This window comes from Brevundimonas sp., assembly GCF_036677305.1.
Lineage (GTDB): Bacteria > Pseudomonadota > Alphaproteobacteria > Caulobacterales > Caulobacteraceae > Brevundimonas.
Window position 1 is genome coordinate 1 of sequence record NZ_JAKFEB010000212.1, and the last position, 6,388, is coordinate 6,388.

The 6,388-nt window shown below is 69.9% G+C and carries 8 protein-coding genes; 4 read left to right on the plus strand and 4 right to left on the minus strand.

The annotated features are described in order from the left end of the window. On the minus strand, positions 1 to 398 hold a 398-nt coding region (locus V6M42_RS12315), incomplete at its 3' end, for a hypothetical protein (RefSeq protein ID WP_332678729.1). Then, the gene (locus V6M42_RS12320; protein WP_332657422.1) at positions 398 to 778 is read right to left on the minus strand and encodes a glycine zipper domain-containing protein; all 381 of its coding nucleotides are present in this window, start codon (positions 776 to 778) and stop codon (positions 398 to 400) included. The genes V6M42_RS12320 and V6M42_RS12315, both read right to left, overlap by 1 nt. 137 nt (positions 779 to 915) lie before the next feature. On the opposite strand from V6M42_RS12320, the gene V6M42_RS12325 reads away from it, so the two are divergent. Beyond that, a complete protein-coding gene (locus tag V6M42_RS12325; RefSeq protein ID WP_332678730.1) occupies positions 916 to 1,569 on the plus strand; it encodes a fumarylacetoacetate hydrolase family protein in 654 nt (217 codons plus the stop codon). Continuing rightward, positions 1,566 to 2,198, plus strand: coding sequence for a maleylacetoacetate isomerase (gene maiA, locus V6M42_RS12330; RefSeq protein WP_332678731.1), 633 nt, complete (start codon positions 1,566 to 1,568; stop codon positions 2,196 to 2,198). The genes V6M42_RS12325 and maiA overlap by 4 nt, the downstream gene beginning before the upstream one ends. Here the strand turns inward: maiA and V6M42_RS12335 are convergent. Beyond that, entirely contained in the window at positions 2,195 to 3,085 is an 891-nt protein-coding gene (locus tag V6M42_RS12335; RefSeq protein WP_332678733.1) for an alpha/beta fold hydrolase, read from the minus strand. The genes maiA and V6M42_RS12335 overlap by 4 nt on opposite strands. A 48-nt stretch (positions 3,086 to 3,133) precedes the next feature. Between V6M42_RS12335 and V6M42_RS12340 the strand changes: the two genes are divergently transcribed. Further along, complete coding sequence (locus V6M42_RS12340) at positions 3,134 to 3,778, plus strand: glutathione S-transferase family protein (protein WP_332657414.1); 645 nt, start codon at positions 3,134 to 3,136, stop codon at positions 3,776 to 3,778. A 13-nt stretch (positions 3,779 to 3,791) separates the two neighbouring features. Here the strand turns inward: V6M42_RS12340 and V6M42_RS12345 are convergent, their stop codons facing one another. Further along, positions 3,792 to 5,141, minus strand: a complete 1,350-nt coding sequence (locus V6M42_RS12345) for a M23 family metallopeptidase (RefSeq protein ID WP_332678734.1) — start codon at positions 5,139 to 5,141, stop codon at positions 3,792 to 3,794. A 424-nt stretch (positions 5,142 to 5,565) separates the two neighbouring features. Between V6M42_RS12345 and V6M42_RS12350 the strand changes: the two genes are divergently transcribed. Continuing rightward, a partial coding sequence (locus V6M42_RS12350; protein WP_442880963.1) for an intermembrane phospholipid transport protein YdbH family protein occupies positions 5,566 to 6,388 on the plus strand: 823 nt, incomplete at its 3' end.

The following is a 6,388-nucleotide window of genomic DNA, read 5'->3' on the forward strand; positions in this document are numbered from 1 at the left end:
CGGCTGCGGCCGTGCGGCTTTTCGGTGAATGCGGCCGCGACCATGGTGGCCAGGGCCGGATTCCTGAGGAAGATCCAGCCGCCCGCCAGCGCCGCGACCGTGCCGAGGATCGGCCGCTGCTTGAACAGGCTGTATGCGCGGGCGCCCAGGCCGGACGGCTCGTCCTCAAGGTCCTCCTCTTCCTCGCTGCGGGCGAGGAAGACCAGGGCCACGACGAGGGCGACGATGGCGAACAGCAGGAAGGTGATGGCCGCGGCCGCCAGCGGCACGACGACCAGCTGCAGGGCGAAGAAGATCGTCGCCCCCAGCGCCAGAACGGCCACGAATCCGGCCCCCGCCACGACCGAAGCCGCGACGGCTTTCTTGACCAGATTCCTGGCCAGCCCCCCGCCGAACATCAGCGGCGACGACCGGCGAGCAGCAGACCCAGCACGACGCCGACGCCGAGAGCGATGGCGGTCGACTGCACGGGACGCTCCTGCACCCGTTCGGTGATGTAGCGCTGGGCTTCGTCGAAGCGCTCCTGCGCCTCGTCATAATACTCCTGACCGCGCACCCGGGCGGTGTCGTAATAGCCCCGGGCCCGTTCGCGCAGGACTTCCGACTGCTCGCGCAGACGGGCCTCGGCCTCGGCGGCCTTGGCGCGCACGCGGGTTTCGGCGGTCGCCGCCTTCTCGCGCAGACGCGCCTTTTCCTCGGCGCCGAGGACCTTCAGGTCGTCCTTCAGCGTATTGAGATCGTTCTTCACGGCAGTCCGTGCCGCCTTGGTCGTGGCCATGATGCGCGCTCCGATGTTTCAAGCTTGGCTGTTAGATAGAGAATTCAAAGCCGGAACGCCACCGCACGGCACAGGTTCCCGCATTGCACCATTTCCGGCGGCTGGCGAAGCGTCGCATCCGGGCATAGACAGGGCGGATGACCGACTGGCTGTTCCACCCCGCCCCCGTCCCCTCCCTGCCGATCCATGGCAGCGCGCAACGCTTCCCCGTGCGGCGCATCCTCTGCGTCGGTCAGAACTACGCGGCCCATGCCAAGGAAATGGGCCACGAACGGGCCGAGCCCTTCTTCTTCACCAAGCCCGCCGATGCGGTGGTGGTCGACGGCGCCGACCCCGTCTTCCCCTTGGCCACGGCCAATCTGCACCACGAGGTCGAACTGGTCTGCGCCGTCGGCGCGGACGGGGAAATCGCCGGCTGGGCTGTCGGCTGCGACCTGACCCGCCGCGACCTTCAGGCCGCTGCCAAAGACAAGGGCCGTCCGTGGGATGCGGCCAAAGGCTTCGACCAGTCCGCGCCTTGCGGCCCGATCACGCTCGGCGCCCTGCCGGATCCGTCGGCCCCCATCGCCCTGTCGGTCAACGGCGAGGCGCGGCAGTCGGGCCGGCTGGACGACATGGTCTGGAACCCCGACGAAATCCTCGCCAAGGCGCGCACCCTCTGGGACGTGCGGCCCGGCGACCTGATCTTCACCGGCACGCCCGAGGGCGTCGGCCCGCTGCAGCCCGGCGATCGCGTCGAGGCCTCGATCGACGGCCTTCAGCCGCTCGCCTTCACGGTCGCGCCCCGATGATCCTGCACGGCTATTGGCGCTCGGGCGCGGCGTACCGCACCCGCATCGCCCTGAACCTCAAGGGCCTGACCTATGAGCAGCAGGGCGTCGACCTGCGCACGGGGGCCCAGCGTTCCGAAGCCTTCGTCGCCCTGAATCCGCAGGGCATGGTGCCTGCGCTCGAGGTCGACGGCGCCGTCCTGACCCAGAGCCCCGCCATCCTCGAATGGCTGGAGGAGGCCCATCCCCGGCCGCCGCTGTTGCCCGCCGGCGCGGTCGCCCGGGCCCATGTCCGCGCCATGGCGGCCCTGATCGGCTGCGACATCCATCCGCTGAACAATCTGCGCGTCGGCAAGGCCCTGCGGGAAACCTTCGGCGCCGATCAGGCCGCCGTCGACGCCTGGGCCGCGCGCTGGATCGTCCCCGGCTTCACCGCCCTGGAGGCGCTGGTCGCCCGGCATGGCGAAGGCTGGTGCTTCGGCGGCGCGCCGACCCTGGCCGACTGCTATCTGATCCCGCAGATCTATTCGGCGAGGCGTTTCAACGTCGCCCTCGACGCCTTCCCGCGCCTCCTCGCCATCGACGAGGCGGCGAAACTCCACCCCGCCTTCGCGGCCGCCCATCCGGACGTCCAGCCCGACGCGGACTAGGCCAGGAACCGCTCCACCGCCGCGAGGAACCGCCGCGGCTGGTCGATCATCACCATATGTTCGGCTCCCTCGATCCGTTCGAAGGTCGCCGGGCGGCGCAGGCGCGCATAGGCGCCCCGGAACAGGCTGTCGGCGCGGGCGCGCGGCGAGTTCTGGTCCGAACTCCAGCCATAGACCACCGTCACCGGGGCCGTGATGTCGGGCAGACGACGGCGAAGGTCGACCGTCATCACCTCGTAGAGAGACTGGGCCAGCACCCGGCGGTCGCCGCCCTGCCAGCCCATGGAGCCGAACACCGCGTCCGCCGCCCCGCCTAGCTCCAGCCCCATCGACCGGCCCCGCGTCTTCAGCGCCTCGTCGCCGAGAAACTGGATCGCCTGATAGGCCAGTTGCGCGATCGGCTCGACGTCGCCGACGGTCGCCCCCGGGCTGATCAGGGCCGCGAAGAAGGGCGAGGAGTCCACCGCCATCACCCGGCCCACGCGGGCTCCGGCGTCGGCGGCGACGCGGATGCCGACCTGACCGCCCATCGAATGGCCGATGATGGCGGGGCGCTCCATCCCTTGCTCGGCCATGTAGCGGCGCACTTCATTGGCCACGCCCGGCATGACCGATCCGTCGGCGTTTCCCTGCGCCGCCAGGTCGCCGAAGCCGCGCACCGAAACCAGATGCAGCCGCCGCCGGTCCTCGAGCTGGCTCGCCAGCCCCCGCCATACCTCCGCCGTGGAGGCCAGGCCGGGGATCAGGATGACGTCGGGCCCGCGGCCGCGCGTCGTTACCGTGATGCGCGAGGAGCGGAAGGCGGTCTGCGCCCAGGCGCCCGGACCGGCGCCCAGCACGACGGCGCCGGCCGCCAGCCCCTTCAGAATGTTTCGCCTTTGTTCCATGCCGTCTTTGAGTCTAGCTTGCCGAAAGGAAACGCAAGGGAGGCCACAATGAGCCAGCCGTCCGACGAAATCGTCTTCTACACCAACCCCCAGTCACGCGGCCGTATCGCGCGCTGGATGCTGGAGGAGGTCGGCCGCCCCTACCGCACCGTGGTTCTGGATTACGGCACGACGATGAAGGCCCCCGAGTATCTGGCCATCAATCCGATGGGCAAGGTTCCGGCCATCACCCACCGGGGCGTGACGGTCACCGAGGGGGCGGCCGTCTGCACATATCTGGCCGACGCCTTCCCCGAGGCCGGCCTTGCGCCGGCGCTCGACGATCCCGCGCGCGGGACCTATCTGCGCTGGATGTTCTTCGGGGCGGGTCCGGTGGAAGCGGCCGTGACGGCCAAGGCGATGAACCTGCTGGCCCCGGCGGACCGGGCGGCCATGGCCGGATACGGCACCTTCGAAAACGTGGTCGATGCGCTCGAGACGCTGGTGGCGAACACCGGCCCCTGGCTGCTGGGCGACCGGTTCAGCGCGCTCGACGTCTATCTGGGCAGCCAGATCGGCTGGGGCCTCATGTTCAAGACCCTCCCCGAGCGCGACGCGTTCAAGGCCTATGTCGAACGGTTGTTCCAGCGCCCGGCCGCGATCCGCGCGCGCGAAATCGACGACGCCCTGATCGCCGCGGCTGCGAACACCTGAGGCGCGGTCTGTTCTAGCCCCGGGCGGGGCGCAGGGCCGGGGGCGCGGCGGCCACAGCGGGAGCCACGGCGGCGTGCTGGACCACCGGCCGGCGTTCGCCGCCGGCGGCTATGATCCGGTCGATGCGCGCTTTCTCGGCCTTGAAGGCGGCCAGATCGGCCCCGGCCAGGATGGTGCCCTCGGTGGTGCGGACGCCGGCCGGATTGATCCGCTGACCGCTGCGCCACAGTTCATAGTGCAGGTGCGGTCCGGTCGAGGCGCCGGTCGAGCCGACATAGGCGACGATCTGGCCCTGACGGACGCGCTGGCCGGCGCGGACGCCCGAGGCGTAGCGCGACAGGTGGCCGTAGCCGCTGTCCAGGCCGTTGGCGTGACGGATGCGCAGCCAGTTGCCGTAGCCGCCCCAGCGACGGGCCTCGACGACGACGCCGTCGGCCGGCGCCACCACCGGCGTGCCCATGCCCGCGGCGAAGTCGATGCCCTGGTGCATCTTGCGATAACCGGCGATCGGGTGACGGCGGAAGCCGAACGAGGACGAGACGCGGAAGCCCCGCTCCAGCGGCGTGCGCATGAAGGCCGAACGGGTGTTCTTGCCCGTGGCGTCGAAATACTGCGCTTCCTTCGCGCCGGCGGGCTGGAAGCGATAGAAGACCACGCCCTTCAGCGAGGCGTACAGCAGGCCGCCCGTGTCGATGGTGCGACCGTTCTCGGTCACCGACCGGTCGAACACATAGGTGAATTCGTCGTTGGCCTGGACGTCGCGGTCCATGTCCAGCTTGTGCGAGAACAGCCGGCCGGCGGCGCGGGTGATCGCGGCCGGAGCGCCTTCGCGCCGCGCCGTGCGCGACAGCGAGCCCTCGACCTTGCCGGTCAGGACCACGGTCTCGTGCGTGACCTTCTCTTCCAGGGCGCGCAGGCGCAGGGCGCCGTCAAAACTGCGCGAGACGGTCAACTGGCTGGCCGGGCCGGTGCGCATGGTCAGGCCGATCAGGCGCGGATTGCCCCGGCCGCCGCGCGGCTGGGAAATGGCGGTCTCGAAGCGCTGGCCGGCCCGCATCGACGTCACGTCCATGGCGTTCGACAGGGTGGCGGCGACGGCCGAGGCTTCTTCCGGCGCGATGCCGGTGCGGCGCACGGCCTGTTCGAAGGTCTCGCCGCGGCGGATCTGGACGGGAATGGCTTCCGGCGTGGTCAGGCCGGCCGGGGTTCCGGCGGCGGCGAACGCCTGGTCGGCGAGGGCCGAAATTTCAATTTGTGTCAGAGGCGGAGCCTCTTCCGCTTTCGCGGGTTGGTATACGCGGCCGGCAAGAAGAGCCACCGAGATCGCCGCCACCGCCGTCAGGGCGTGAGGCGCGATGCGCATCGGTTGGCGACGTGGATCGAACTGAGCCATCGGTCCCCGAAAAACGACGACGCCGTTCGGCGCCCAACTACTAAAAAAGCAAGGATCGCGCCGGAGCCACCCCCCTCGCGAGACAGGCCATATAGCCGGTCAGTCCCATCATGGGAAGATGGATCGTTACAGACCGTTAACCGGGGCCGTAATCATCGGTAAAGCTTGCGTGAACCAAGAGACTATCGCGCGGGTTGAACAGTGTATTTGCGAATGTGCGAACTGGAGTCGCTCTTAACGTGTGTGATCCTGCTGACCGCGACCCGCGATGCATTCAAAGTGGCCGATCCGCCACTCAACTGTGCTTCAACAGACACGATTATAGTATTCGGCCGGTTTCCGGTTTTGCTGGACAGGCTTTCCGCGCGGGCCTTCCTGCCGCTATGACCCGCCGATGAGCGCCGACACACCGTCCGCCCCCGTTTCCCGGCGTCCCCGCACCGGCGGTCGTCGCCTTCTGATCGCGGCCGGCGCCGTTCTCGGCGTCCTGCTCATCCTGTTGGCCCTGACCTGGCTCAACCGCCGCGCCGCCACCCGTCAGGTCCTGATCGGCTGGCTGGAGCAACAGGGCGTCGACGCCGACATGGAGATCGAACGGCTGGAGATGGACGGCCTCGTCGCCCGCATCCGCATCGGCGACCCCGCCAATCCCGACGTCACCGTCGAACGGGTCGAGGTCGACTACGGCATCGGCGCGCCCTGGTCGAAGGGCGGGCTCGGCGTCACCCCGACCCGCATCCGCCTGGTCCGCCCTGTGGTCCGGGCCAGCGTCCGCGGCGGCAAGCTGACCTTCGGCTCGCTGGACCCGCTGATCGAGGAGTTCACCGGCCGCCCGCCGCGACCCGACAGCCGCTCTCCCCTGGTCATTGTCGAGCGGGCGCGTGTCCGGCTCGACACGGACTACGGCCCGGCCAACATTCTCGGCGACGCCCGGATCGACAACGGCAAGCTGATGCGGCTGGTCGCGCGCATGCCCGCCACCGCCTTCAAGAGCGGCGAGGCCGAGGCCCGGTCGCTGAGCGCCGCCGTCGACCTGACCACCACCGGGGACCGCATCGCGGTGCGCCTCGACGCCGCTGCCGAGCAGGCGACCCTGCCGGGTCTCACGGCCGATGCGGCGAAGCTGATCCTGACCGGCAACCTGCCCTATCCCGACTTCAAGGGCCGGAAGGGCGACGGCGCCGCCGCCCTGAACGGCGCCTTCACCGCCGCCCGCC

Excerpts from the sequence above, each read along its gene's own strand:
- maiA (WP_332678731.1), top strand. The coding sequence starts at position 1,566 with ATGATCCTGCACGGCTATTGGCGCTCGGGCGCGGCGTACCGCACCCGC.
- V6M42_RS12335 (WP_332678733.1), bottom strand. The coding sequence starts at position 3,085 with ATGGAACAAAGGCGAAACATTCTGAAGGGGCTGGCGGCCGGCGCCGTC.
- V6M42_RS12340 (WP_332657414.1), top strand. The coding sequence starts at position 3,134 with ATGAGCCAGCCGTCCGACGAAATCGTCTTCTACACCAACCCCCAGTCA.
- V6M42_RS12345 (WP_332678734.1), bottom strand. The coding sequence starts at position 5,141 with ATGCGCATCGCGCCTCACGCCCTGACGGCGGTGGCGGCGATCTCGGTG.
- V6M42_RS12320 (WP_332657422.1), bottom strand. The coding sequence starts at position 778 with ATGGCCACGACCAAGGCGGCACGGACTGCCGTGAAGAACGATCTCAAT.
- V6M42_RS12325 (WP_332678730.1), top strand. The coding sequence starts at position 916 with ATGACCGACTGGCTGTTCCACCCCGCCCCCGTCCCCTCCCTGCCGATC.